21 protein-coding genes and 1 pseudogene are annotated in these 25,587 nt (G+C 71.0%); 10 read left to right on the forward strand and 12 right to left on the reverse strand.

The window, feature by feature from the left end:
- Positions 1 to 19: 19 nt before the first annotated feature.
- Positions 20 to 1,183: an acyl-CoA dehydrogenase family protein gene (locus ACYVDG_RS15225; protein WP_460751895.1), complete on the reverse strand. Its 1,164-nt coding sequence runs from the start codon at positions 1,181 to 1,183 to the stop codon at positions 20 to 22.
- Positions 1,184 to 1,428: 245 nt separating this feature from the next.
- Here ACYVDG_RS15225 and ACYVDG_RS15230 point away from each other — a divergent pair, with 245 nt between their 5' ends.
- Positions 1,429 to 2,244: a TIGR03084 family metal-binding protein gene (locus ACYVDG_RS15230; RefSeq protein ID WP_460751899.1), complete on the forward strand. Its 816-nt coding sequence runs from the start codon at positions 1,429 to 1,431 to the stop codon at positions 2,242 to 2,244.
- Positions 2,245 to 2,295: 51 nt separating this feature from the next.
- Here the strand turns inward: ACYVDG_RS15230 and ACYVDG_RS15235 are convergent, their stop codons facing one another.
- The 4 genes from ACYVDG_RS15235 to ACYVDG_RS15250 all read right to left on the reverse strand — a co-directional run bounded on the left by ACYVDG_RS15235 (position 2,296) and on the right by ACYVDG_RS15250 (position 6,269).
- On the reverse strand, positions 2,296 to 3,012 hold the full coding sequence (locus ACYVDG_RS15235) for a DUF6882 domain-containing protein (RefSeq protein ID WP_460751904.1): 717 nt from the start codon (positions 3,010 to 3,012) through the stop codon (positions 2,296 to 2,298).
- A 132-nt stretch (positions 3,013 to 3,144) separates the two neighbouring features.
- A complete protein-coding gene (locus ACYVDG_RS15240; protein WP_460751907.1) occupies positions 3,145 to 4,272 on the reverse strand; it encodes a hypothetical protein in 1,128 nt (375 codons plus the stop codon).
- A gap of 142 nt (positions 4,273 to 4,414) precedes the next feature.
- Entirely contained in the window at positions 4,415 to 5,614 is a 1,200-nt protein-coding gene (locus ACYVDG_RS15245; protein ID WP_460751910.1) for a DUF418 domain-containing protein, read from the reverse strand.
- Between the two features lies 1 nt (position 5,615).
- The gene (locus tag ACYVDG_RS15250) at positions 5,616 to 6,269 is read right to left on the reverse strand and encodes a TetR/AcrR family transcriptional regulator (protein ID WP_460751913.1); all 654 of its coding nucleotides are present in this window, start codon (positions 6,267 to 6,269) and stop codon (positions 5,616 to 5,618) included.
- Positions 6,270 to 6,455: 186 nt separating this feature from the next.
- On the opposite strand from ACYVDG_RS15250, the gene ACYVDG_RS15255 reads away from it, so the two are divergent.
- From ACYVDG_RS15255 to ACYVDG_RS15265, 3 genes are all read left to right on the forward strand, one after another.
- On the forward strand, positions 6,456 to 7,709 hold the full coding sequence (locus ACYVDG_RS15255; RefSeq protein ID WP_460751917.1) for a flavin monoamine oxidase family protein: 1,254 nt from the start codon (positions 6,456 to 6,458) through the stop codon (positions 7,707 to 7,709).
- A gap of 219 nt (positions 7,710 to 7,928) precedes the next feature.
- Positions 7,929 to 8,732, forward strand: coding sequence for a bifunctional hydroxymethylpyrimidine kinase/phosphomethylpyrimidine kinase (gene thiD / locus ACYVDG_RS15260; protein WP_460751922.1), 804 nt, complete (start codon positions 7,929 to 7,931; stop codon positions 8,730 to 8,732).
- A gap of 130 nt (positions 8,733 to 8,862) precedes the next feature.
- Complete coding sequence (locus tag ACYVDG_RS15265) at positions 8,863 to 9,084, forward strand: CsbD family protein (RefSeq protein WP_460751924.1); 222 nt, start codon at positions 8,863 to 8,865, stop codon at positions 9,082 to 9,084.
- Between the two features lie 74 nt (positions 9,085 to 9,158).
- On the opposite strand, the gene ACYVDG_RS15270 is transcribed toward ACYVDG_RS15265, so the two are convergent.
- Positions 9,159 to 9,680, reverse strand: a complete 522-nt coding sequence (locus ACYVDG_RS15270; RefSeq protein WP_460751927.1) for a MarR family winged helix-turn-helix transcriptional regulator — start codon at positions 9,678 to 9,680, stop codon at positions 9,159 to 9,161.
- A 90-nt stretch (positions 9,681 to 9,770) separates the two neighbouring features.
- On the opposite strand from ACYVDG_RS15270, the gene ACYVDG_RS15275 reads away from it, so the two are divergent.
- The gene (locus tag ACYVDG_RS15275; protein ID WP_460751930.1) at positions 9,771 to 9,923 is read left to right on the forward strand and encodes a hypothetical protein; all 153 of its coding nucleotides are present in this window, start codon (positions 9,771 to 9,773) and stop codon (positions 9,921 to 9,923) included.
- Positions 9,920 to 10,819: pseudogene (locus ACYVDG_RS15280) on the forward strand (EamA family transporter); the annotation flags it as partial. The gene ACYVDG_RS15275 and the pseudogene ACYVDG_RS15280, both read left to right, overlap by 4 nt.
- Here ACYVDG_RS15280 and ACYVDG_RS15285 read toward each other — a convergent pair.
- From ACYVDG_RS15285 to ACYVDG_RS15305, 5 genes are all read right to left on the reverse strand, one after another.
- Positions 10,810 to 13,791 carry a glycoside hydrolase family 2 TIM barrel-domain containing protein gene (locus tag ACYVDG_RS15285; RefSeq protein WP_460751934.1) on the reverse strand — a complete coding sequence of 994 codons (2,982 nt, stop codon included), beginning with the start codon at positions 13,789 to 13,791 and terminating at the stop codon, positions 10,810 to 10,812. The pseudogene ACYVDG_RS15280 and the gene ACYVDG_RS15285 overlap by 10 nt on opposite strands.
- The gene (locus ACYVDG_RS15290; protein WP_460751937.1) at positions 13,792 to 15,939 is read right to left on the reverse strand and encodes an alpha-galactosidase; all 2,148 of its coding nucleotides are present in this window, start codon (positions 15,937 to 15,939) and stop codon (positions 13,792 to 13,794) included.
- On the reverse strand, positions 15,936 to 16,853 hold the full coding sequence (locus ACYVDG_RS15295; RefSeq protein WP_460751940.1) for a carbohydrate ABC transporter permease: 918 nt from the start codon (positions 16,851 to 16,853) through the stop codon (positions 15,936 to 15,938). The genes ACYVDG_RS15290 and ACYVDG_RS15295 overlap by 4 nt, the downstream gene beginning before the upstream one ends.
- Complete coding sequence (locus ACYVDG_RS15300; RefSeq protein ID WP_460752072.1) at positions 16,850 to 17,734, reverse strand: carbohydrate ABC transporter permease; 885 nt, start codon at positions 17,732 to 17,734, stop codon at positions 16,850 to 16,852. The genes ACYVDG_RS15295 and ACYVDG_RS15300 overlap by 4 nt, the downstream gene beginning before the upstream one ends.
- Before the next feature lie 131 nt (positions 17,735 to 17,865).
- On the reverse strand, positions 17,866 to 19,161 hold the full coding sequence (locus ACYVDG_RS15305; protein ID WP_460751942.1) for an ABC transporter substrate-binding protein: 1,296 nt from the start codon (positions 19,159 to 19,161) through the stop codon (positions 17,866 to 17,868).
- A 203-nt stretch (positions 19,162 to 19,364) separates the two neighbouring features.
- Here ACYVDG_RS15305 and ACYVDG_RS15310 point away from each other — a divergent pair, with 203 nt between their 5' ends.
- The 4 genes from ACYVDG_RS15310 to galK all read left to right on the forward strand — a co-directional run bounded on the left by ACYVDG_RS15310 (position 19,365) and on the right by galK (position 23,357).
- Positions 19,365 to 20,153 (forward strand): DeoR/GlpR family DNA-binding transcription regulator, encoded by a 789-nt coding sequence (locus ACYVDG_RS15310; protein WP_460751947.1) that lies wholly within the window; start codon positions 19,365 to 19,367, stop codon positions 20,151 to 20,153.
- On the forward strand, positions 20,150 to 21,175 hold the full coding sequence (gene galT, locus ACYVDG_RS15315) for a galactose-1-phosphate uridylyltransferase (protein WP_460751950.1): 1,026 nt from the start codon (positions 20,150 to 20,152) through the stop codon (positions 21,173 to 21,175). Before ACYVDG_RS15310 ends, galT begins: the two co-directional genes overlap by 4 nt.
- 2 nt (positions 21,176 to 21,177) lie before the next feature.
- Complete coding sequence (gene galE, locus ACYVDG_RS15320) at positions 21,178 to 22,140, forward strand: UDP-glucose 4-epimerase GalE (RefSeq protein ID WP_460751953.1); 963 nt, start codon at positions 21,178 to 21,180, stop codon at positions 22,138 to 22,140.
- A gap of 68 nt (positions 22,141 to 22,208) precedes the next feature.
- Entirely contained in the window at positions 22,209 to 23,357 is a 1,149-nt protein-coding gene (gene galK, locus ACYVDG_RS15325; RefSeq protein ID WP_460752077.1) for a galactokinase, read from the forward strand.
- Positions 23,358 to 23,438: 81 nt separating this feature from the next.
- Here the strand turns inward: galK and ACYVDG_RS15330 are convergent, their stop codons facing one another.
- Complete coding sequence (locus ACYVDG_RS15330; RefSeq protein ID WP_460751956.1) at positions 23,439 to 25,415, reverse strand: serine/threonine-protein kinase; 1,977 nt, start codon at positions 25,413 to 25,415, stop codon at positions 23,439 to 23,441.
- Between the last annotated feature and the right edge of the window lie 172 nt (positions 25,416 to 25,587).

Here is a 25,587-nt window from a genome sequence, read left to right on the forward strand (position 1 = left end):
CCTTCCCCCGTTCCTCCGGTCAGCGCAGCGGGAGGAACTTCGCGATGACCTCGTTCATGATCTCGTAGGTGCCGCCGCCGATGCTGAACACCCGCGCGTCACGGTAGTGCCGCTCCACCTCGGTCCCGTGCATGAAGCCCATGCCGCCGTGCAGCTGGACGGCGTTGTCCACCACGTAGTCGAGGGCCTCGGTAGCGGTGTTCTTGGCCATGGCGACCTCCGAGATGAGGGGTTCGCCGTCCTGGACCCGCTCCGCGATCCCGCGGACGTAGGCCTGCGCCACCTCGGTGCGGCGGTGCATCTCCACCAGCCGGTGCCGCAGGACCTGGCGGCGGGCCAGCGGACCGCCGAAGGCCTCCCGTTCCCGGACCCATTCCACGGACAGGTCGACACAGCGCCTCGCCATCGCGCACGCCTGCACCGAAAGGCCGATCCGTTCGCTGGCGAACTGGCGCATGATCTGGAAGAAGCCCTGGTCCACCTCGCCCACCAAGCGGTCGGCGGGAACCCGGACGTCGACCAGGGAGAGTTCGGCGGTGTCCGAGGAACGCCAGCCCATCTTGGCGAGTTTGCGGGCGGCGGTGAACCCGGGGGTCCCGCGCTCCACGACGAACAGCGAGATGCCCTCGTGCCCGGTGTCCGAGGTGCGTGCGGCCACGGTCACGAAATCGGCCCGGTACCCGGAGGTGATGAAGGTCTTCGCCCCGTTCAGCACCCACTCGTCGCCGTCGCGCACCGCGCGGGTGCGCAGGTGGGCGACGTCCGACCCCGCCTCGGGCTCGGTGATGCCGAGCGAACAGACCAGGTCACCGGAGAGGGCCGGGAGGACGTAGTCGCGCACCAGCTGCTCTCGACCGTCCGCGACCAGGGCGGGCAGCGCGATGGTGTGGGTGAACAGCGAGGCCAGGACGCCGGTGGGCACGCCGGAGAGAACGGCCTCCTCTGAGACCACGAGTTGGTCGAGCATCTCGCCGTCACCGCCCGCGGACTCCGGGAGCCCGAGCCCCAACAGTCCGAGGCGCCCGGCTGCCCGGTGCAGGTCGCGGGGCAGTTCGCCCTCGTCCTCCCACCGCTCCACGTGGGGCAGGATCTCCTTGGCCGCGAAGGTCCGTACCGTCTCCCGGAGTGCGGCGCGCTCCGGCGTGTTCCAGCGGTCGGTCCTGGGGGTGTCGGTCGCGGTCATCAGCGCACACTCGCATCCGTTTCGGGGTGGTCCGGGTCGCGGCGGCTCGGAAGGCACGAGCCCAGGAGGCACGGACCCGGAAAGCGGCGACTCGCGGGCGGGAGCCGGGCCCCGGGAGCCGGCGACCCGAAGCCCTAGGAGAGCCAGGTCACACTTTGCTATGGTGCGCCGAACATGACAAGTCAGTCAACATCTGTCGGCCAACCCTCGCAGGGTCACCGGCGGACCACCCCCGAGGAGAACCCGTGGTCGACACACACGCTCTCGTGGCGGACCTGCGCGCTGAGCAGGAAGAACTGGCCAGCCTGCTCGACGGGCTCGACGGCGCCGACTGGGCCCGACCGACCCCGGCGCCCGGGTGGGCCGTCGCCCACCAGGTCGCCCACCTGGCCTATTTCGACCGGGTGGCCCACACCGCGCTCACCGACGAGGCGGCCTTCGGGGAGATCCTGAACGGGGCGATCGCCGACCCCGAGGGCTTCGGGGAGAAGGCCATCGCTCCCCTCGTCGAACTCGCGCCCGCCGCCCTGCTCTCGGAGTGGCGCGACGCCTCCGGCAGCCTGCGCTCCGCCCTGGACTCAGCCCCGGCAGGGACGCGCGTGCCCTGGTTCGGCCCGCCGATGAGCGTGGCCTCGAAGGCGACCGCACGCCTGATGGAGACCTGGGCGCACGGCCAGGACGTGGTCGACGCGCTCGGTGCCAGACGTCGGCCCACCACCCGGCTCCGGCACATCGTCCACATCGCCCTGCGCGCCCGCGCCTACAGCTACTTCGCCCGTGGACTCCCCCTGCCGGAGGCCGAGGTGCGCGTGGAACTGACCGGACCCGACGGGGAGCTCTGGCGGATGGGCCCCGACGGGGCCGAGGACGTGGTGCGCGGCGACGCCGAGCAGTTCTGCCTCGTCCTCACCCGCCGCCGCCACGTGGCCGACACCGGCCTGACCGCGGAGGGCGCGGCCGCCGAGGAGTGGCTCCGGGTCGGTCAGACCTACGCGGGCGGCCCCGGCGAGGGGCGCGAGCCGGGCCAGTTCTCCCGCGGGGAAGAGGCAGGCCAGAGTTGACGACTCTGTCATGTTGAAGGCCAGTCCCGCGTTGAAGGCCGATCCGCCGGCTCAGTCTTCGGGCGTCATCCCGCCGTCGATCCGGGAGAGCCGGTTGTGCTCGTCGAAGCCCGCTTCGATTCCGAAGGCGGTGAGCGTGATGGTCCTGCCGTCGTCGGAGAACTCGGGGGCCAGACCGCGCAACCGGGCGTAGCTGTACACGGCCCTGCGGTGGTCCGAGATGGCGGTCAGCCCGGAGACGGCCTGCTGGAGGATGCCGGTGACCCCGAGCGGGGTGGCCTGCGGGAGCTGGAAGGCGGGGTGCTCGACGAGGAAGGCGGCCCGGGTGCCGCCACCGACCTCGCCGTTGTAGGAGAACCAGCGCCCGCTGAGTACCTTGGCGGCGTCGGTGAGCTGTGAAAGTACCTGGTGCGGCAGCTCCGGGGAGCCGGGCAGGGCCCGGAAGGGCACCTCCGGCTGCATGAGCTCGGTGATGCCGTGCTGGTGGCCGAGGTCGCGCACGGAGGCGGCGAGTTCGCTCACCTCGGCGGGGAAGCCGGAGGGGTTGGCCCAGGACCACATCCAGGACTGGGGACCGGGGGCGGCGCTGCCGAGGAGGTGGAACCGCTCGCAGACGAGGTCGGAGTCCCCGCTGAACTCGAACCTGGGTTCGGCGAGGTTGACGTTCCAGTTGTGGTTGCCGATGACCGTCTCCAGGTGGAGCTGGTGCTCCAGGGAGAAGATCGCGGCGTCGTCGAGAAGGTTCTGGAAGGTGAGAGAGTTCTGCACCCGCCGGATGCTAGCGGCTCTCCGGGACACCCCGCCAGCACCGTCCCGGCGGCGGACGCCACTGACTCGGCGGCGCACGGGGACGCGCCCGTACGCCGCCGGGACGTGATCAGGACCGCTGCCGGGGCGTGGTCAGGACTCCGCCATCAGGGACTGGAGGAGCGGACCGAACGATTCGTCGGCGGACATGAGGGAGATCGACTTGTTCTCGTGGTCGATCTTGATCGCCACCTCGCGCAGGTCGGGGAGCGACGAACCGGGGTTCGGCCGCCACCAGTACAGCTTGGCGGTGACGGGCTTGTCCGTGTCCGCGACGAACCGCTCGGCCAGTTCCTGGAGGGTCTCCATCGCGTTGACGGGGTTGCCCTTGCCCAGGATGTGCGCCATGACCACCGGCGGGGACGGGAAAACCACGAGGGCACCGTGCTCGGTCTCGCCCAGGTGGCGCTCGAGCGCGTGCAGCTGGGACAGCACGTAGGGCTGTTCACCGCCGATGTGCACGATCGGTGTGCCGCCGGCGTCGATTTCGGAGACCTCGACCGGTTCGTTCAGGGAGTTCTCCACGGCCGCGGCGAAGACCTGTTCGTCCGCCGTCTCATCGCCGACCTGGTCGCGGCGGAGCAGCTGCATGTCGTCCGGGAAGTCGATGACGACCGTCTGCCACAGGTCCGAAGTGATCTGGCGGGCGACCAGCTGCGGAAGCGCGCCCTCCGGGAAGGCCGCCTCGGGATAGATCCGCACCCGGAGCTGTTCCACGCCGACGGGGGTGTCGAGGTGGTCCGAGAGGCGCTGGACGGTCCCCGCCGCGTACTCGTCCGCACGCGCCCGCGCGTCCTCAGGTTCCTGCCCCTCGACGGCGGCGAGGTGCTGGGCGACGTCGAGCGTGCCGGCCGTGTCCTCCTTGCTGACGTACATCTTGCTCGGTTCGGTGAAGTAGGCCTCGACCCCCTGCTCGGCGAAGGCCGAAACGAGGCTCTGCCGGGCATGGTCGTCGGACAGCAGCGGGTAGTGCGTGCCCAGGGGGATGCCCTTCTCGCGCACGAGGCGCATCATCCCGTGGACCGACTGCCGGGCCAGGCCCGGGTGCGTTTCGGCGGGGAACTCGAGGGCCTGGGCGATGGGATCGCTGTAGTCGACCTCGAGGGGCTCGTTGTCCGGGATGTGGATGAGCATCCTGGCCGGAGGGAGGAGCTCGACCTCGATCCGCTCCTCGGTGTAGGCGTCGACGAGCAAGGCGAGGAAATCGCTGGTGTCGGACATGCCGGGTGTGTTCCTCCGGTTACCGGTGGGTTTGGTGTGGGCAACGGGATCTGACCGGGCTCAGGCACCCTCGGGACACGAGAACGACCGCCGCCTCGCGATCAGGCCCCCGACACCCCATCCTAAGAGGCATGCCGGTGCGTCACCGGGCCCCGGCGAGGGCCTTCTTCTGCAGGGCCTCCAGCGGCCCCTGCCGGAATCGGCGCAGCCACAGCATGGCGGCGACCACCAGCAACAGGGACACGGCCGCCCACAGCCCCATCACCCACCACGCCCCAGTGCCGGCCATCCGCTCGGCGAGGCCCAGACCGAAGCCGTAGCAGACGAACATCAGAATGACGTTCTGGGCCACGTAACCGGTCATCGCCATCCGCCCGAGCGCGGAGACCCCGGTGACTACGGGCCCAGTGCCGCTCACCCGGTCCAGCAGCCAGCCGACCAGGCCGATCAGGCCGAGGGCGACCAGCGGCGCCGCCACGTAGCGGTCCAGGAAGAACCAGTCCGACCCGGCCAAGGACATGGCGACGGTGAGCGGCGCTCCCAGACCGATGCCCCACCAGAACAGCCGGGCGCGGATCCGGCGGCCGGTGGCGTCATCGGCGAAGGCCCCGGCCCGGAAAAGGCGCACGCCCAGCAGGAACATGAACACCATCAGGCCGAAGGAGAAGATCGGTTCGGCGCGCAGGGCGAGGGCGTTGTCCAGGCGGAACGCGACCTGGTCCAGGTAGGAACCGTGGGCGTAGAGCTCCACCACCTCGGACGGCACGGCGGACTGCTCGTCGGGCAGGGCCACCAGTACGGCCGTGGCCAGGGACATCAGCAGCAGGTGCAGGGACAGCGACAACCACATGACGGTGCTGCGGAACCGCTCGGAACGGGTGAGCAGCCAGGCGACCAGCAGGGCGACCGCCGCGTACCCCATGAGCACGTCGGCGGCGAAGACCAGCGTGAAGTGCACGGCCCCCTCGACGAACAGGAACAGCGCCCGCCACTTGTACGGCCCCGGCCAGCGTCCGCCGCGCTTGGCGGCCGACCGGAACTGGATGGCCAGGCCCACACCGAACATCAAGGTGAGCAGGGCGAAGAACTTGCCGTTGGCCGCGGCCCGGAAGACGCCTTCGGCCAGTGTCGCGGCCGAGGGTTCGGCGAGGAACGCATCAAACGGGCTCAGGTCGCCGAAGCCGTACAGCACCACCCCCTCACCGCCGGGTCCGGCGAACAGCCACACGTTGGTGGCGAGCGTGCCGAGGATGGCCACACCCCGCAGGACGTCCAGCAGGGGCAGCCGCCCGCTCGTGCGTGCGTGCCGCTCGGGCTCGGTTCGCTCTGCGGTGCGGTTCATGTCAGCTGTCCCCTGTTCCTCGTTGGTCGCGCGGCAGGTGGCTCGCGGTACCGGACCCCTCGGGGACGGAGAAGAGCCGTGCGAAGTGGCGGCGGAGCACGTCCTCGGCCGCGGCGTCGTCGAATACGTCGGGGCTGGTCAGCTGATGGACGGTGAGTCCGTCGGCCAGTGCCGCCAGGGCCATGGCCTCCGCCTTGGGGTCGAGGTCCTCGGCGAGTTCGCCGTTGCGCTGGGCGGCGGCAAGACCCTCGGCGAGCCCGTCGACCAGTTCCCGGGTGGTGGTCCGGTGGAGTTCGGCCATCTCCGGGTCGGTGACGGTGGCGGGCAGGAACTCCAGCCAGACGGTGAGTTCGAAGCGCCGTTCCTCGTCCAGCGGCAGGAGCGTGCGGGCGACCCGGAACATCAGATCGCTGACGGGCGGGACCCGCTCGACCGCGTCGATCCGCTCACGACCGCGTTTGTAGAGGTGCTCGACCCCGAAGCGCAGGAGTTCGGACTTGCTGCGGAAGTAGCGCTGGACCAGGCCCACGGAGGCCCCGAGCTCGTCGGCGACGTCGGCGAACGTGGTCCTGGCCAGGCCCTTGCGGGCGATGGTGCGCAGGAGGGCCTCGGCCACCTGGCGTCGTCTCTCGTCGTGGTCAGCGGTGCGCGGCATATAAAAATATTAGGAGCATATTTTTATTTTGGCAAGCGCCCGACGACACCGCGCCGCACAACCCGCCGTCAACCCCTCCGCTGCCGACCGGGCGACCTGCTGAGCTACAGTCCGGGGGCGGACTGGACTTCGGGAGGCGGCGTGGGCACGGTCGGACGGGGCTCGAACGGCGCTCCGCGGCGCCCGGTGAGCCGAAGATCCCTGCTGCTCGGCGGGGGCGCCCTCATCGGCGGCGCGGCTGTGCTGGGCGTCTACGGCCGCACCCGCGGGCAGCGCTGGGACGTGGCCGTGATCGGCGCGGGCATGACCGGGCTCTCGGCCGCGCGCAACCTGGTCGACCACGGGCTGTCCGTGGTCGTCCTGGAGGCGCGCGACCGGATCGGCGGCCAGCTGTACACCGACCACGCCTTCAGCGCGGTCCCGGTGGAGCTGGGCGCCGGGCTGATCCACGGCCGGGAGACCTACACCTGGGAACTGGTGGAGGAGGCCGGTACCGCGGCCGTCCAGGTGCGGGCCGGGAACGGGGTCGCCGAGCCCCTGGAAACCCCCGAACGGCCCCGGGACGACGAGGACGCCGCCGCCTACCTGCGCCGGATGGGCGTCCCCGAGGACAGCTGGCCGCCGGTGTCCATCGACAACGAGTCACTGGACCGGTGGAGCGCCGTCTGGATGCACGAGTACGGGCTCTTCGACTGGTGGACCGTGCCCCGGGAGAACTTCCGGGTGGTCGACGGATACGACAGCCTCCTGCCCCCGCTCGCCGACGGGCTCGACATCCGTCTGGAGAGCGCGGTGCGCCGGGTGCGCTGGTCGGGCCGTGGCGTGACGCTGGACGTGTCCGGCCCCGAGGGTGGGGACGAGGTCCGCGCCGACCGGTGCGTGGTCGCCCTCCCCATCGGGGTCCTGAAAGCAGGAGACGTGGCCTTCGACCCAGCGCTCCCGTCCAGCCACCGCGACGCCGTCGGCGCGCTGGACCGCACCGACGCCCTCAAGCTCGTGTACGAGTTCGACCGCGCGGTCTTCCCGGCCGGCGAGGACGCCCTGGGCTGGGAAGCGGACTCGGGGTTCGTGTTCTGGTGCCTGTCCAGGGAGGACCCGGAAGTAGTCGTGGCCTGGGCTGCGGGTGACAGCGCCCGCGAGCTCCTCGCCGCGCCGCTGGAGGAGCGGTACAGCGCCGGATTGGCCGCCCTGTCCGAGGCACTCGGCGAAGAGGTGCCCGAACCGACCTCCCGGACCACCCACGACTGGGCCGCCGACGAGTACAGCAAGGGCGCCTACCTGTTCGTCCCACCGGGGGCACACGACGCCCCGGACGCGCTCGCGGCTCCGCTGGAGGGTGTCCTGTACTTCGCGGGTGAACCGACCACCGGCGAGAACACCGTCGAGGGGGCCTACGTCAACGGCTACGACACGACCCACGGCCTGATGGCCGAGCTGTGAGCGGCGCTCCGGCGCTGGGGGGGTGGGACGCCCGCGAACCGAGCACCGGTCGGCGGCGGCCGCCTACACTTGCGGGGACGGCGGCGCGGTGCTCTCTTCGGAGCCACCGATTGCCCGATATGCCTCGAATGACCAGTTGTGATGCAATATCCCGTGGGTTCGTGACCCGCGAGGGCTCCGACACCGCGCAACAGCACAACAAGCAGAGGGAGGTTGGCGATGACCAACCGCGCGTACGTGATCGCAGGGTCCGAGGCCACCGGCGGCGCCGGGATCCAGGCCGACCTCAAAGCCTTCCAGGAACTGGGCGTCTACGGGGTGGGGACGATCACCTGCATCGTCTCCTTCGACCCCAAGAACAACTGGGGCCACCGCTTCGTCCCGGTCGAGCCGGGCGTCATCGCCGACCAGATCGAGGCCGCCACCGCCTGCCACGACCTCGACGTCGTCAAGATCGGCATGCTCGGCACCCCGGACACCATCGACGTGGTCTCCGAGGCCCTCCAGTACCAGCAGTGGCGGCACGTCGTGCTCGACCCGGTCCTCATCTGCAAGGGCCAGGAGCCCGGAGCGGCCCTGGACACCGACAAGGCCCTGACCGCGCAGGTCCTTCCGCTGGCCACGGTCATCACCCCGAACCACTTCGAGGCCCGCACCCTCGCCGGGATGGAGTCCATCGACACCGTCGACGACCTCGTCGAGGCCGCCCGCCGCATCCGTGAGCTGGGACCGCGGCACGTGGTCGTCAAGGGCGGAACCGAGCTGCCCGGCCCCGACGCCGTCGACGTCTACTTCGACGGCGAGGAGGTCACCGTCCTGAGCGCGCCGAAGATCGGCGAGGAGCGGGTGAGCGGCGCGGGCTGCACCTTCGCCGCGGCGATCACCGCCGAGCTGGCCAAGGGTTCCGAGGTCGGCGACGCGGTCCGGACCGCCAAGACGATGGTGCGGGGCGGCATCGCCGAGCGCCTGGGCACCCACGCCCCCTTCGCCTCCGTCGTACCGATCGCGCCCGCCGACTCCTAGGCCCCGTCAGCTCCCAGACGCCCCTGAGGGTGTCACTGCTCACCACCGGCACATCTGAGGCCGCGTATCTGATTGAGATCCTCCACAGCGGACAGGGCTTGTAATGAAGCCGTTACCAAAGGAGGCTCTCATGTCCGAGAAGGACAAGGCCGAGAACAAGTTCGACGAACTCAAGGGCAAGGCCAAGGAAGGCGTCGGTAAGGCCACCGGTAACGAGCAGTGGCAGGCCGAGGGCAAGGCCGAGCAGGCCAAGTCGAAGGTCAAGCAGGCCGGCGAGAAGGTCAAGGACGCCTTCACCCCGGACAGCAAGCCCAAGGGCGACACACCCAAGGGCGAGCAGACGGGCGACTAGGGCGGCACCCGAAGCTGTGGGGAGGTCCCGTGCGAGGGGCCTCCCCTTCGTCATGCCTGGGGCCGTCCCCGGGGTCAGCCCTGGGCTCCGGGAACCTCCGCGGGCGGGGTGTCGCCCAAGGAGACCAGGAGTCTGCGCAGCAGGTCGGCGAGCTGGGCCTGCTCGGTCCGGTCCAGCGCCTCCAGGAGGCGCGCCTCGTTGGCCACGTGCCCCTCCACCACCCGGTCCACCAGCACCCGCCCCTTCTCGGTGAGGGTCACCAGTGTGCGCCGCCGGCTGGCGGGGTCGACCTCGCGGTAGACCAGCTCCCGCCGGACGAGGCGGTCGACCCGGTTGGTCATCGCCGCCGAACCCACCATGGTCATCCGGACCAGTTCCTTGGCGGTGAGCTGGTAGGGCTCGCCCGCGCGGCGCAGGGTGGCCACCACGTCGAATTCCCAGGACTCCAGGTCCTCCTCGGCCAGGAAGTCGTTCACCCCGCGGCCCAGCATCCGTTGCAGGCGCGCCATCCGCCCGATGACCTCCATCGGGGACACGTCGAGGTCAGGGCGCTCTCGGGCCCACTGCGCGAGGAAAACATCGACGGCGTCGTTCATGCGGCGATCATAACGCCGCACCTCTTGACGGGAGGAGACCACCCGGCTTAATCTTTCGACATCGAACAGTTCAACGTCGAAGGGTAGACCATGGCGCACCTTGTATCCGTTGCCGAAGCCATCAGCACCCGCCGCAGCATCCGCCGGTTCCGCCCCGACCCGATCCCCGAACTGCGCCGCCGTCCGGGCCGACTCCCACTCGCCCGCCTCGCCTTCGGCGAACGGTACGGGGAGCAGCTGTGACCGGCCGCGGTCGGATCGCCGCCGACTCCCTGCTCACCGCCCTCGCCCCGGCCGTCTGGGGGAGCACCTACCTGGTGACCACCGAGTACCTCCCACCCGACCGGCCCCTCCTCGCCGCCCTCGTCCGCGCCCTGCCCGCCGGACTGCTCCTGCTGCTCTTCTGCCGGGCCCTGCCCAAGGGGATCTGGTGGTGGCGCGCGCTCGTCCTGGGCACCCTCAACATCGGCGCCTTCTTCTACCTGCTCTTCGTCGCCGCCTACCTCCTGCCCGGCGGTGTCGCGGCCCTGGTCATGACTGTGCAGCCGGTGATCGTGATGGTCCTCGCCGCCCTGCTGCTCCGGGACCGGATCCGGCTGCCGCACGTGCTCGCCTGCCTACTCGGCGCGGCCGGCGTCGGCCTGCTGGTGGTGGGGCCCGAGGCCGCGCTGAACCCGCTCGGGGTCCTGGCCGGGCTGGCAGCGGCGGCCTCCATGGGCACCGGGCTCGTCCTCGCCAAGCGCTGGGGCCAGCCCGCGGGTGTGGGCGTGCTGGGCGTGACCGGCTGGCAGCTCACCGCGGGCGGGCTCGTCCTGCTCCCCGCGACGCTGCTCTTCGAAGGGCTGCCGGCCGCGGTCAGCCCGACCAACCTGGCCGGGTTCGGCTATCTGAGCGTCGTCGGCGCCCTGCTCGCCTACGCCCTGTGGTTCCGCGGCCTGGAGCGGCTGCCGACCCTGGCGGTGTCCTTCCTTTCCTTCGCCAGCCCGCTCACCGCCACCCTCCTCGGATACCTGGTACTCAACGAGACCCTGACACCGGTCCAGGGGTTGGGCGCGCTCGCGGCGGTCGGGGCGGTGCTGCTGGTCCAGTTCACCGCGCACCGACCACCGCGCACCGACCACCGCGCCCCTCAGCCGAGGGGAAGGAAACCCAGCTGGAGCCGGTGCACACCGGCGGGCAGCTGGTGGTCGGGGAGGACGCCCGGGCCGCACGAAGCTGAGCCCAGGCCCTGGTGGGCCAGGTCCAGGTGCAGGTGCACGCGGCCATCCGGGGTCAGCTCGTGCGGATGCCGGGCCGCGTCCAGCGCGTGGTCGCTCCACCGGCGGGCCGTCAGGTCGAACTCCCGGTAGCCCTCGACCCGCAGGCCCGAGCCGTCCGGTCGGCGCAGCTCCGCCCAGCGGACCCCGGTCCGGTTCCCGTTCTCCTGCGGACGCAGATACGGGGTCTGGAGCCCGTCCACCGTGTTGGTGAACCGGCCGACCCGCACACCCTGGCCCATGTCCCGGTAGGCCTCGCCCGGCCCGCAGCCGAACCACTCCACCGAATCCAGGTCCGCGGGCACCGTCATGTCCAGGCCCAGCCGGGGCAGCGGGCAGATCCACTCCCCCGTCGCCTCAGCCGCCAGATCCAACCACAGCACTCCAGCCGACGACGTCCACCAGTACTCCACGTCCATGCCCAGGTCACGCGCGGCCGGGGCGATCCTGGTGCGCACCACCAGGGCATCCCCGTCCACCTCGACCGAGACCAGGCGTTCGCTCAACCGGTCCAGACCGAGCGCCCGCCAGAAGGGGGCCACCGCCATGCCGTGCAGACCCTCGTCGTTATCGGTCGGAGCCCGCCACAGGCCCAGCCGTGGCGCGCCGACCTCCAGCCCGCCCAGCGCCCGCAGCGCCCCGGTCCGCTCGTCGAAGAATCCGGCGCCGACCCGGACGAGGCTTCCCCACTCCATCGGGGTGGAGGGGGTGGCCCGGGATGCGGTGGGAGTATCGCGGACCAGCACCTGGCCCCAGGAGACCTCGTGGCCCGGCTCGGCCCAGGGGGTCTGCTCCGCCAGGTGCGCGGAAACCGTCAGCCAGGTCTCGGTGGTTGGACCTGCCTCCTGAGCAGGGCGTTCGGGGGCTGCAAGCAGTTCGCCGAGTGCCGGGAGCGTCACCTCCGCGCTCTCGCCGGGGCCGATGACCGGGATGTCCACGACACCCTCAGCGACCAGAACACCCTCCCGCTCCGCCCGCCAGCGGAACTCCAGACCGGCGGTGTCCAGCACCTCCCAGTGGTTGGCCACCGCGACGGTCGGCGCTCCGGCCTGCGCTCCCCGGTCCACGGAGATCCTGACCGGGGCGAAGGTCCTGGCCAGCGCGGTCAGACCCGGCCCCGGCGTGCGGTCCGGGAACAGCAGCCCGTCCGCCACGAAGTTGCCGTCGTGCAGGACCTCGCCGAAGTCACCGCCGTAGGCGAACCACTCCGTGCCGTCCGCCTCCCGCCGTCGGATCCCGTGGTCGATCCACTCCCAGACGAACGCGCCCTGGCAGCGCGGATACCGCTCGAACAGCCGCTGGTACTCCTCCAGCCCGCCCGGCCCCGCACCCATCGCGTGGGCGTACTCGCACAGCACGAACGGCAGGCCGCGCCGGTGGGCGTCGGCCTCCGGGTCCTCCGTTGCGGGCTCCGCACCCCGGCCGATCGCGTCGACCTCGTCGTGCGGGGCGTACATCCGCGAGTACACGTCCACGAAGGAGCTGTCCCGGTCGCCCTCGTAGTGCACCAGCCGGGTGGGGTCGTGCTCGCGGGTCCACTCGGCCATGGCGCGCAGGTTCTGTCCGGTACCCGCCTCATTGCCGAGCGACCAGAGGATGATGCTCGGGTGGTTGCGGTCCCGCGCCACCGTGCGCCGCATGCGGTCCAGGTAGGCCTCGCGCCAGCGGGGGTCGTCGGAGGGGTTGTTCCGCCATTCCACCACCTCGAAACCGTGGGTCTCCAGGTCGCACTCGTCCACCACCCAGAGCCCCAGCTCGTCGCAGAGGTCGAGGAAGTCCGGGTGCGGCGGGTAGTGGCTGGTGCGCACGGCGTTGATGTTGTGCCGCTTCATCAGCAGCACGTCCTCGCGCATGGTCTCCCACGGAACCGCCCGCCCGTGGTCGGGGTGCCACTCGTGCCGGTTGACCCCGCGGAGCAGCAGGGGGACACCGTTCACCCGCAGTTGCCCGCCCTCGGTGTCCACCGTCCGGAAACCCACCCGCAGCCGCACCCGCTCCCCCGGAGCGACCACCTCGGCGTCGTACAGGCGCGGAACCTCCGCCGACCACGGTTCCACCGGACCGACCTCGTGGGTGCTCCCGGGCCGGACCCCCGCGAGCCCCAGTTCGGGCAGGTCCACCACGGCCTCCGGCGAGCCCACGACGTCCACCTGCAGAGTGCCCTCCCCGGTCCGGTGGTCGTAGTCGGCGCGCACGGTGACGTCCTCGACCCCCTCGGCGGGCCGGGAGAGCAGGGCCACGTCGCGGAAGATCCCCGACAGCCACCACATGTCCTGGTCCTCCAGGTAGCTCCCGGACGACCACTGGTTCACCCGCACCGCCAGCACGTTGCGCCCCGGCCGCAGCAGGTGTCCCACGTCGAACTCACTCACCAGGCGGCTGCCGGTCGCGAAGCCCACGTCGGCCCCATTCAGCCACACCCGGAAGCACGAGTCCACGCCGTCGAAGCGCAGCACCGCCCCCTCTGCTTCGGAGGTCCCGTCTCCCGTGGCCGCACCGCCGCCGGCCGGCCACCCCTGTGGCAGCTCGAACACCCTCCGGTAGTCCCCGGTCGGGTTCTCGTCCGGGACCCTCGGCGGTTCGAGGGGGAAGGGGTAGTGGATGTTCGTGTACGCGGGGGCGCCGTAGCCGTGCAGCTGCCAGTGGGAGGGCACCGCGAGCTCGTCCCAGTCGGCGTCACGGAAGTCGGGCCGCTCGAACCCGTCGGTCGCCAACCGGGCCTCGGGCCGCAGCCGGAACCGCCACGCGCCGTTCAGGTCCAACACCGGCGCGTCCGATGCCAGCCGGGCGCGCGGGGCGCGGGCTCCGGCCGAGGGACCGAAGCTGTCGAGGTAGTTGGGGAGAATAAGGGACACTCAGACCTCCGTGAAGTGCAGCAACAGGACCTGGGCCGGGTTGAGGTTGGGCATCTGCAGTCCGGACCGGGCCAGCACGGCGCCGGACGCGACCGTCTCCCGCTGGAACCACTCGGGCAGCACCTGCTGCATGGTGGACGGCCACCCGGTCTCCTGCCGCCAGACGACCCGGTACCGGCGGTCCTCCCGCAGGCCCGGGATCCGGATCCGTCCGGGCAGTGCGCGCACGGAGGACTCCAACCGGGCGTACCGGAACACCGCCTCGCCACCGTCCCGGGCCACCACACCGTCGAGTTGGTCGGCCGGATCGGCCGGATCCGCGTGCACCGGGTCTCCCGAGTGCAGCAGCTGCCGCAGCTCCTTGTACAGGCCGATCCAAGAGGTCAGCGCCGCGAGCTCGTCCTCCGAACAGCCGGTGACGTCCCACTCGATGCCGGCGTGCGACATCAGGCTGGTGAGCAGTCGGGTGGGCAGGTCTGCGACGCGGCCCGTGGTGTGCGCCTCGGGTCCGCCCACATGGCTGCCGACCAGCTCGGGCGGCAGCAGCAGCCCGGTCCAGCGCTGGATGGCCAGCCGTTCCAGGGGATCGTTGGTGTCCGAGGCCCACACCCGGTCGGTGCGGGCGAGAATGCCCAGGTCGACGCGGCCGCCGCCGGAGGAGCACGACTCGATCTCCAAGCCGGGGTGGCGTTCGCGCAGGCGGTCGAACAGCTCGTAGACCGCCAGGGTCTGACCGTGCACGCCCGCGCCGCCGGTGGGTACGTGTACCGCCTCCATGAGGTCCCGGTTGTGGTCCCACTTCAGGTAGTCGATCCGGTACTCGGTGACCAGCGCGTCCAGGCGCTCGAACACGTACTCCAGCGCCTCCGGCCGGCCCAGGTCCAGGACCTGCTGGCTCCGGCTGGGCGGCGGCAGGTGCCCTTCGGGTGCGAGCATCCAGTCCGGGTGGGCCCGGGCGAGGTCGGAGTCGGGGTTGACCATCTCCGGTTCCACCCACAGCCCGACTTCCATGCCCAGGGACCGGACGTGGCCGAAGAGCGGGTGCAGGCCCTCCGGCCACACCTCGGTGTCCACCGTCCAGTCGCCGAGCCCGGCGGTGTCGTCGCGTCGGCCCTTGAACCAGCCGTCGTCCAGCACGAAGCGTTCCACCCCGATCCGCGCGGCGGTGTCGGCGAGCTCCTTGAGTCGGCCCAGATCGTGGTCGAAGTAGACCGCCTCCCAGGTGTTGAGGACCACCGGCCGGGGTGAGGAGGGGTGTCCGGGGCGCGCGCGGAGCCACCGGTGGACCCGCGCGGACATGCCGTCCAACCCCTGGTCCGACCAAGAGAGGCATACCCACGGCGTGCTGTAGGACTCTCCATCGGCCAGCCGCACCTCGCCGGGGTGGAGGAGCTCTCCGCCCGCGATCACCGCGTCGGCCTGTCCGGCGCCCTCGGGGAGGCGCTCGGCCAGGTGGACGTTGTCGCCGCTCCAGGCGACGTGTGCGCCCCAGACCTCACCGTGCCGGAACCCGAAACCGTTGCTGCCCGCGGTGAGCAACAGGGGTGCGTCGTGGCCGGAGCGTCCGCGCCGGGAGGCGCGCATCCGGGTGCCCATGGTGAGCGCTTGGCGCTGCGGGGAGCGCTCGCGGACCCACCTCCCGGTCAGGTCCAGCACCTCCTCCGCCTCCCGCGGCAGCGGCAGGGTGACGTGGAGCGCGTCCAGAGTCCACGGGACGGTTTCGAGGTTGGTGACGGTGTTGCGTGCCCGGACCAGCCCGGAGGCCTCCATCCGCAGTTCGCACCGGACCCTCAGCCCGCCGCCCTCCGCGGTCGCCGTGACGCGACCGCCTTCGTCCGGGACCTCCGCCCCTTCCAACGGGTCGACGACCACCTCGGCCGGGCCCCACTTCGGGTAGGTCACGCGCCCGTCGTGGTGTCCGGCCAGCCCCGGGTGCCCGCGCCAGCCCTCCCCCTGCGTGGGCAGCAGCGACACCCAGGTGGGCACGTCCACCCCGTTGTTGGCGGCCGGGGCGGAGGCGGCTACGGCCAGCCCTTCGAAGTCGGGAAGGTCCGCTCCCCAGTACAGGACGTGCGGCAGACCGGAGTCGGGAACCCCGAGGACCAGGGCGGTCCCGGCGGCCCGGAGTTCGATGGTGCGGTTGGTCATCCCTTGCTCGCTCCCAAGGTCAGTCCGGCCACGAAGTGGCGTTGCAGCACGAAGAACACGACCAGCGTCGGCAGGGCCACCAGCACCGACCCCGCGGACAGCAGGTTGTAGTCGAGGAAGAAGGACCCTTGGAGGTTCTGCAACGCCGTCGTGATGGGCAGTTTGTCACCGCTGGACAGCAGAGCAAGCGCCCAGAAGAAGTCGTTGTAGATCCAGGTCACCAGCAGCGTGGCCAGCGCGGCCAGGCTCGGTCGGCACAGAGGCAGCACCACCTTCCAGTACTGCTGGAAGACCGTGGCCCCGTCCATCCGTGCCGCCTCCAGCAGGGAGGTGGGCATGGCCTTCATGAAGTTGCTCAGCACGAACGTGCAGAAGCCCATCTGGAAGGCCACGTGGATCAGGATGATGCCGAGGTGGCTGTCGTACAGCGACCCGGATTCGCTGATCCAGTACGGCAGCTGGATGGACGTGTACATCCGGAACAGCGGCACGAGCAGGGCCTGCGGCGGCAGCAGGTTCGCGGCCAGGAAGAACGCGAGCATCACCAGGTTGAACCCGCGCGAGTAGCTCGACAGGACGAACGCGGCACAGGAGGAGAGGAACAGGGTCAGGAGTACCGCGGGAACCGTGATGATCAGCGAGTTCACGAAGTACTTCGGCAACTCGCCCTGGGTCCAGGCGTTCACGTAGTTGTCCAGCGTGAAGCCGCCCAGGGACAGGTACCCGTGCACCGCCGTGTAGTCGTAGTCCCTGAAGGAGTTGATGACGGCCCACAGCACCGGGAAGAACCAGGCCAAGGCGGTCACGAGGAGGAAGGCGTGCAGCAGTGCCCGGGCGGGGCGGATCCGGCGGCGCCGGACGTCGCGCGGCCGGACGCCGCCGGTCCTGGTGTCGGGGAGGGTTCTCGTACTCACCGGTTGGCCCCTCTCAGCATGGTGGCCACATAGACGACGATGAACACCAGCGAGATCAGGAGCATGACCACCGCCAGTGCCGAACCGAACCCGACCCGGCTCGCCTCACCGATGACGTTCTGGGTCACCAGTGCCGAGATGAGTTCCAGCCCGTTGCGGCCGCGGTTGATGACCCACACGATGTCGAAGGCCCGCAGCGCGTCGATGACCGTCACGACGATCACGACCAGGTTGATGGGCAGCAGCGCCGGGAACACCACGCGCGTGAAGGTCCGGACCGGCCCCGCTCCGTCGATGGCCGCGGCCTCCCTCAGTGAGGGGTCGACGGCCTTCAGTCCCGCGAGGTAGAGGAGCATGACGTAGCCGGTGTGCCGCCAGCCCGCCGCGACCAGCACGGCGTACAGGTTGATGTCGGGGTTGCCGAACCAGTCGACCGGTGGCGCGTCCGCCGCGAACGCCAGGAACGCGTTCAGCAGGCCCTGGTCACGGGAGTAGATGAGCTGCCAGACGAAACCGATCAGCGCCAGGGACAGGACGACGGGCAAGTAGAAGATGCTCTGGTAGACCGCACCGCCGCGTATCTGCCGGTCCAGCAGTACCGCCAGGAACATCCCGAGCACGGTGGGGACGGTGAACAGGACCACCAGCCACACGAGGTTGTTGCGCAGCGCGGGCTCGAACGGCGGGTAGATCGTGAACGCGTCGACGTAGTTCTGCGTGCCGATCCACTCGATGGTCTCCAGGCCGCCGATCCCGTCCCAGCGGGTGAACGACAGCACGACCGTGGCCAGGGCCGGCAGCCAGACCAGGCCGAGGACCAGGAAGGCGGGCACGCCGAGCATCAGGGCGAGCGCGATCCGGTCCGACCGGCCGTTGCGCAGGCCTCCGGAGCGGTTCTTCCCGCCGGGTTTGGCGCTGCCGGGTTTGGCGCTGCCTGCCCTACGGCCGGGCGGGGGTGTTGGGGTCGGGGGTGGTGAGGTGCCGTGCGACGCCACGCCGGTCTCCTTAGGGTCTAGCCGAAGATGGATCGCTTCTGGCGCTCGATGGTCGCCGTGAGGTCGCGGATGTCGTCCGGCTGGCGCATGAAGCGCTGGATGGCCGGGATCATGACGACGGCGGCGAAGTCGGGGCGCGTGTCGCGGTCCATGAACTGGGTGATGGCGTCGGCGCCGTCGATCAGTTCGAGGGCCTTGCGGTCCAGGTCGTTGAACTGTCCGGTGTCGGTGTCGATGTGTGCCGGGAGCGCCTGGGGGTCCTGTTCGGCGTACAGCTCCTGGGCTTCCAGGCTGCCGATGTGGGTGAGGAGCTCATCGGCTCCTTCGGGGTTGCGGGGGTCCGCGGTGAGCATGAACCCGTCGGTGGGCGCCTCCACGGCACCGGCCCCGATCGCCGGGTCGAACTCCGGGAAGGGGAAGAAGTCGAGGTCGTCGCGTTCCTCGCCTTCGGGGAAGGACTGGGCGACGAAGAGCCCGGCGAGCAGCATCCCGCTCTCGCGCTGCACGAAGGAGGCGCGGGCCTCGTCGAAGCTGCGGCCGAGCGGGTCGGGTTCGTGGAAGGGCAGCAGCTCGGCCCAGGCGGAGAAGACCTCGCGGACCTCTGCGGACTCCCACGAGTGGTCGCCTCGGAGGAGCTCCATGTGGAACTCGGGGCCGTTGACACGGAGGTTGAGGTAGTCGAAGGTGCCCATCGCTGGCCAGCCCTCGCGGTTGCCGTAGCCGATGGGGACGATGCCGTCGTCCTGCATCCGCTCGCACAGTGCGACGAATTCGCTCCGGGTGTGCGGGACCTCGTAGCCGTGTTCGGCGAACAGGCTCTTGCGGTAGAAGACCGCCCAGGGATAGGAGAAGTCGGGGACGAGGTACTGCTTTCCGTCGTCCGCGGTGCACAGCTCCTTGATTGCCCCGCTGAAGGAGCCTTCGAGCTGGTTGTCCCACAGGTGGGAGATGTCCTGGATGAGGTCCCGCTCGGCGAAGAAGCGCATCCGGTAGCCGCCGAACCACGCGATGACGTCGTCCGGGGTGCCCTGGAGGTAGTTGTTGACGCTCTCCTGGAACGAGTTCCGTTCGACCGTGTTGAGGTCGACGGCGTAGTCGGACGAGGCGTGGAAGGACTCCAGGACGGCGGCGACCCCGGCGGCCTCGTGCTCCTCGGCACGGTTGGAGGCCATGGTGACGCGGCCGGGATCGCCCCGCTGTCCGGGCCCGCACCCGCCCAGCAGTGGGACGGCGCTGAGCGCTCCGGCTCCGGCCAGCCCCCGCAGGAGGGTGCGGCGCCGGAGGGCCGGTGGCCCCGAGTCGCTGTGGTGCATGGTGACTCCTCCGGAAGGTCACTCGGCTGTGAACGCGGTCACAGGGGAAACATCCATATAGTCGACACACCACCCACCATCTGTCAACATGTACCAACTATTTCGAACATGCCTGATCCCATCTGGCCGGACATTGACACCCCAACAGAACATCTGGAAACTGTGATCGAACAAGATCCAACATAGATCGCTCTGGAGGATGGATGCTGGCCGCGCAACGGCAGGAGTTGATCCTCGAACAGGTCCGGCGGGACGGAGGCGTCCGTGTCACCGAGCTCGTCGAGGCCTTCGCCGTCTCGGACATGACCGTCCGGCGCGACCTGGACGCCCTGGAGCACCGGGGCGAGCTGCGCAAGGTCCACGGCGGCGCGGTCGCCCCCGAAGGGGCCCGCACCGAAGAGCCCGGGTTCGAAGCGAAGTCGACGCGCCAGTCCGCGGAGAAGCACGCGATCGCCCGCGCCATCGCCGAGCTCGTCGAACCGCACAGCGCGGTGGGCCTGTCCGCCGGAACCACCACCGCCCTGGTCGCCGAGTACCTGCGCCAGACACCCGGGCTCACGGTCATCACCAATTCGATGCACGTGGCCGAGGTGTTCTACCGGTCCGAGCGCACCGACCAGACCGTCGCGCTGACCGGTGGTTTCCGCACCCCCTCGGACGCCCTCGTGGGTCCGATCGCGCTGGCCTCCATCCGAGGGCTCAACCTGGACACGCTCGTCCTCGGTGTACACGGCATCCACGAGCGCGCCGGGTTCAGCACGCCGAACCTCCTGGAGTCCGAGACCAACCAGGCACTGGTGGAATCCGCCGACCGCCTGGTGATCGCCGCCGACCACACCAAGTGGGGCACCGTCGGGATCAGCACCATCGCCCCGCTGAGCCGCTGCGACGTGCTCGTCACCGACGACGGCCTGGGCCCGGCCGCGCGCGAAGCCCTCCAAGACCGCGTGGGCCGCCTCGTGGTCGCCAACGTCCCCCCGGAGAACGCATGAAGAAGACCACCGCACGCCTGGCCGACGGCCGCGAGATCATCTACTTCGACGAGTCCGGCGGCGACCGGAGGGAGTCCCCGGACCTGCGGGACCTGCCGCCCGCGGCGCCCGGTTCGCAGCTGCGGTGGGACCCGCTGGCCCGCGAGCACGTGGTGGTCGCCGCGCACCGCCAGGGCCGAACCCACCTGCCGCCGAGCGACGAGTGCCCGCTGTGCCCCTCGGACGGCGGCCGGCTGACCGAGGTGCCCTCGTCCTCCTACGACGTGGTGGCCTTCGAGAACCGGTTTCCCTCCCTGAGCGGCGCCGAGGGCCGCTGCGAGGTGCTCTGCTTCTCGTCCGACCACGACACCTCCCTCGCCGAACTCGGCACCGACCGCTTGCGCACCATCGTGGACGCCTGGGCCGACCGCACCGAGGACCTGTCCGCGCGGGGCGGGGTAACGCAGGTGTACGTCTTCGAGAACCGGGGCCCGGAGATCGGGGTGACCCTGCACCACCCGCACGGGCAGATCTACGCGCTCCCGTTCGTCACGCCTCGGACCGAGCGCGACCTGGAATCGGCCCGCCTGCACCTGGAGGAGACCGGGCGCGACCTGTTCGCCGACATCCTGGAGTCCGAGCAGAAGGGTTCACGGGTGGTGCTGAGCAACGAGCACTGGACCGCCTTCGTCCCCGAGGCCGCCCGCTGGCCGGTGGAGGTGCACGTGTACCCCCACCGCGCCGTGCCCGACCTACCCGCGCTGAACGACGCTGAGCGCGACGCCTTCGCCGCGCTCTACACGGACCTCCTCGGCCGGATGGACCGGCTGTTCGACGCCCCGCTGCCCTACGTGTCCGCCTGGCACCAGGCCCCGGTCGGCGACCCGGCGAAACGCCGACTCGCCCGGCTGCGCCTGGAACTGTTCTCCGTGCGCCGCGCACCCGGCAAACTCAAGTACCTGGCCGGGACCGAGTCCGGCATGGGTGTGTTCATCAACGACGTGGCCCCCGAGACCACGGCCACGCGACTCCGAGAGGTCTGACCGTGAAGCTCCTCGTCACCGGCGGTGCCGGTTATATCGGCAGCGTCGTCACCGCGCTCCTGGTGGAGGCCGGGCACGAGGTCACCGTGCTCGACGTGCTCTCCGCCGGGCACCGTGACGCAGTCCCCCCGGGCGCGACCCTGGTGGAGGGCGACGTCCACCGCGCCGCGGAGGTGCTCGACCCGTCCTTCGACGCCGTCCTGCACTTCGCAGCGAAGTCGTTGGTGGGCGAGTCCGTCCAAGAACCGGGACGGTACTGGGCCAACAACGTGGGGGGAAGCCTCGCCCTGCTGGAGGCCATGCGCACCCACAGCGTGGGCAGCCTGGTGTTCTCCTCCACCGCCGCCACCTACGGCGACCCGCCTTCGGACGCGCCGCTGCGCGAAAGCGACCCCGCCGTGCCCACCAACCCCTACGGCGCGAGCAAGCTCGCCGTGGACCACATGCTGGCCGGGTGGGCCGAGGCCCACGGGCTGGGTGCGGTGAGTCTGCGCTACTTCAACGTGGCCGGCGCGCACCGCGGCTGCGGCGAGCGCCACGACCCTGAGACCCACCTCGTCCCGAACCTCCTCCGAGTGGCCACCGGCGAGGTCCCGCACGCCTCGGTCTTCGGTACCGACTACCCCACCGTTGACGGGACCGCGGTCCGCGACTACCTGCACGTCGCCGACCTGGCCGATGCCCACCTGCGCGCGTTGGAGCACGTGGCCCCCGGCACCCACCGGGTGTACAACCTGGGCAGCGGCGGCGGGTACACCGTGCGCCAGGTTCTGGCGGCCGTCCGGCAGGTCACCGGGCACCCCGTCCCGGTGGTGGACGGGCCGCGGCGGCCGGGCGACCCGGCGGTGCTGGTGGCGGCCAACGACCGCGCCCGCCGTGAACTGGGCTGGGAGCCGTACCGGACACTGGACGAGATGGTGGCGGACGCGTGGGCCTTCGCCCGCGGACGGGAGGTGACCGCGTGAGCACCGGGACCAACACGGGCGCCGGCCCCCGCACGGCAGCCGGAGCCGACACCGGCGCCGGCGTCGGCATCGACACCGACGGCCTCTCAGCGGAATTCCGGAAGGCGTTCGGAGCCGAACCGGAGGGGGTGTGGACCGCTCCGGGACGCATCAACCTCATCGGCGAGCACACCGACTACAACGACGGTTTCGCCCTGCCCGTCGCCCTGCCCCATTCCCTGACCGTGGCCGCCGCCCGCCGTGAGGACGGAGTGGTGCGGCTGCGCTCCCGGCAGTTCCCGGACGTCTTCGAGGCGCCGCTGGCGGACCTGTCCCCCGGGTCGGTCCCCGGCTGGGCGGCCTACCAGGCCGGTGCCCTGTGGGTACTGGCCGACGAGGGCTACCGCGTCGGCGGGCTGGACCTGCTGGTGGACAGCTCCATCCCGACGGGGACCGGGTTGTCCACGTCCGCGGCGGTGTGCTGCGCTACGGTGCTCGCCGCCACCGGCCTGAACGGGGCCGAGCCCGCACCGGCCGAGGTCGCGCGGTTGGCCCAGCGTGCGGAGAACGACTTCGTGGGCATGCCCTGCGGGATCATGGACCAGTCCGCGGTGATGCTGTCCGACGAGGGCCGGGCGCTGTTCCTGGACTGCCGTTCACTGGAGACCGAGCAGGTGCCGTTCGACCCTGCCGCGCACGGACTGTCGCTGCTGGTGGTGGACACCCGGGCACCACGCCGCCTGGTGGAGGGCGCCTACGCCGAACGGCGGCGCTCCTGTGAGGAGGCCGCGCGGACCCTGAAGGTCCCCGCGCTACGCGACATCTCCTCCGAGGGGTTGCCCGAGGCCTTGGCCGCGCTCCCCGACGACGTGACGCGGAGCCGTGTACGGCACGTGGTCACCGAGAACGCCCGGGTTCTGGACACCGTGGCCCTGTTCCGCGCCGGTCGGCCCCGTGAGGCCGGTCCGCTGTTCACCGCTTCGCACGTCTCCCTGCGCGACGACTACGAGGTGAGCGTCCCCGAGGTGGACACCGCGGTGGAGGCCGTGCTGTCCGCGGGTGCCTTGGGCGCGCGGATCACCGGGGGCGGCTTCGGCGGCTGCGTGATCGCCTTGGTGGACTCAGGCCGAACGGAGGCCTGCGCGGAGGCGGCGCGCGAGGCGTACGCGGAGCGGGGGTTCGACGCACCGGTGGTCTTCACCGCCCTGCCGTCGGCCGGCGCCCGCCGCCTCCGCTAACACCCGATGATCTTGCCCCTGTCTCAACCCTCGGCGGGCGAGAGTGGAGCTGGGGGCAAGATCATCGCTGGTGAGCGTGGGTCACCACTCGGCGGAGGCGAGAATGTCGTCGGCCTCCTCCATCTCGTAGCCGTCCACCACCAGGATCTCCGGCCCGTCCAGCAGCCACATCCGCTGCACGTAGTAGCCCAGATCGCCGGTGGCAGGGTCCATGCAGGTCGCGGAGCCCTCGGTCCGGGTCGCGTTCTCCGTACCCAACTGCACCTCGTCCAGGTCCCACTCCCCGTCCCCTCGGAAGTCGGGGGAGGTCTCGGGGTGCACGCCCTGGCCCCTCGGGCAGGGTGCGGGGTTGCTGGTCGGGCTGTAGGCGCTGTTCGGGCCGCTGTTCTCCAGACTCTGCAGGGGAGCGAAGCCGGCGCCGCCGTACTGCATGGCCCCGGGCCCGAGGACCTTCAGGTGCTCGCAGCCGGTGGTGGTGTCGTTCCACGCCCACGCCTCACCGTCACCGTCCAGCGGGTCCTCAGAGTCCTCGGTGCACACGGGATCCTGGTCCTCCGGGTACAGCACCAGCCAGTCCTCGACGACGGGCTCACCCTCCGAGCCGGGCACATCTGACTGGAAGGACTCGTCGGACAGGGTCTCGGCGATCCACCCCTCGGGCAGGGACAGCGTCATCCCCCGGTAGTCGACTGTCTCCTCGGGGTCCTCGTCCTCGTTCTCCGGGCTCGGATCGGCTTCGGCCGCCTCCTCGCCCCCGCCGAACGGCAGGAGGGGTTCACCCGCGTAGACGCGGCCGCCCATCCAGCCTCCCGCGCCCACGGCCACCGCCAGGGCACCGGCGCCGACGCCAAGGAGGACCTTGCTTCCCAGAACGCCCCCTGCCGCTCCCCCGGTGACTCCCCCGGCTGCCGCTGCCCCGGAAGTACCCGCGGTCCCGGCGGCACCTCCCGCCGAGGCCGCCGAACCGGTGGCGGTCGCCAGGGCCGCACCCGCCACGACCCACCGGCCCGCACCGCGCACCGCCTCGAAGCCCTGCCAGGACCGGCCGACCAAGGCGCGCAGCCGGTCCCTGGCGGCCTGGCCCTGGGCGCCCGGACCGCCGAGCACGAGGACTGCACCGAGCGCCTCCACCGCGTGCGGGCGCTCGTCCGGTTCCGGTGACAGCGCTGCGGCGATCAGCGGGCGGAGCTCATCGGGGAGCCCGCTCACGTCGGCCTGGCCGGACCGGGCACGTTCCAGGAGGGTGTTGGTGTCACCCGAACCGAACGGCCCCCGCCCGGTGGCCGCATAGACCACCAAGCCCGCCCAGGCGAACATGTCGGCCTTCGCGGTTCCGGCGGAACCGGACAGGCGCTCGGGCGCCACCCAGCCGGGGGTACCGAACACCCCCCGTTCCGCGCTCGCGTCCCCGGAGTCGCGAGCGATCCCGAAGTCGAGGACCCTAGGCCCCTCCGGGGACAGGATGACGTTGGCCGGTTTGACGTCCCGGTGGGTGATCCCGGCGGCGTGGATCGCGGAGAGCGCCTCCGCGGTACCGGCCGCGAAGGCCAGCAGCCGTTCCCCGTCCAGAACACCGCGGTCGCGCACGTGCGCGGTCAGCGTGCGCCCGGGAACGAAGGAGGTGGCGAGCCACGGCTGTTCGGCGGCCGGGTCCGCGCCGAGAATGGCCGGGGCGCAGTCCGCGTCCACCCGGCCGAGCAGCTCTGCCTCCTGGGCGAACTGTTCCCGGTACACGGGGTCCGCGGCCACGCGGGGGTGGACGACCTTGACCGCGACCCGGCGTCCGTCAGGGGCTAGAGCGCCGTACACGGCACCCATGCCGCCAGCGCCCAACCTCCCCACCAAGGAAAAGGGACCGACGGCGACGGGGTCCTCCGGACGGAGCGGGGCGAAACCCGAAGGCAGGGGGGGGTCATTCCTTCGACTCACTTCTCGTTGGTTGACTGACTCCCCGTGTGACTCCCCTGACCCTGCGGAGGTTCGGCGCTGAATACGCGGACTGTCCCACTGGTGAACGCGCCGACACCCTCCCGGTCGGCCGTCCGCATCCGGTGACACGCGGGACCGGTTATCGGCGTTCGAGGACCTCTTCGACCGCGCCGACCGGGAGGGTCCTCTCTGTGCACTCGAACGCGCGGGTAGCAGGGCGGGCAGCCACTTGCTGGGAGCGTTCCCATGGGTGACGCTTCAGGGGTACGGATTCCAGGGACCCCCTGGGACACCAATGACA

The sequence above is a fragment of the Nocardiopsis oceani genome, assembly GCF_054777395.1.